General features: G+C 62.8%; 1 protein-coding gene. It reads right to left on the bottom strand.

Annotated elements, in window-relative coordinates:
* On the bottom strand, positions 1 to 236 hold a 236-nt coding region (locus EN852_RS37805; protein ID WP_246694552.1), incomplete at its 3' end, for a sugar phosphate nucleotidyltransferase.
* Between the last annotated feature and the right edge of the window lie 87 nt (positions 237 to 323).

Raw genomic sequence — 323 nt, 5'->3', positions numbered from 1 at the left:
CCGAGATCGAGACCGGCAAGATCGGCATGGACGCGCTCGGCGTGACGCTCCGAGGCGATCAGGAAGATCGGTGTTTCGCCTTCGGGCCGTGCCGCCAGCCGGCGCAAGGTTTTCGCCAGCATCGAGCCGTCGCCGGAGAAATCGTGGAACTGCTTGGGATTGTCCTCGCGCGACAGCGGCCACAGCCGCGAGCCGACACCGCCGCTCATGACGAAACTGACGATGCGCTGGCTCATTCAGGTCTCGCTCTGGAGTTGGTCGATCAATAGCACACCCGCCTCCAGGTGGTATTTACCCGATTCGGAAACCGATCCGAGCAAAGC

Source organism: Mesorhizobium sp. M2E.F.Ca.ET.209.01.1.1, from assembly GCF_004010375.2.
Classification (GTDB): Bacteria; Pseudomonadota; Alphaproteobacteria; order Rhizobiales; family Rhizobiaceae; genus Mesorhizobium.
This window is presented reverse-complemented; position numbering and strand designations above follow the sequence as displayed.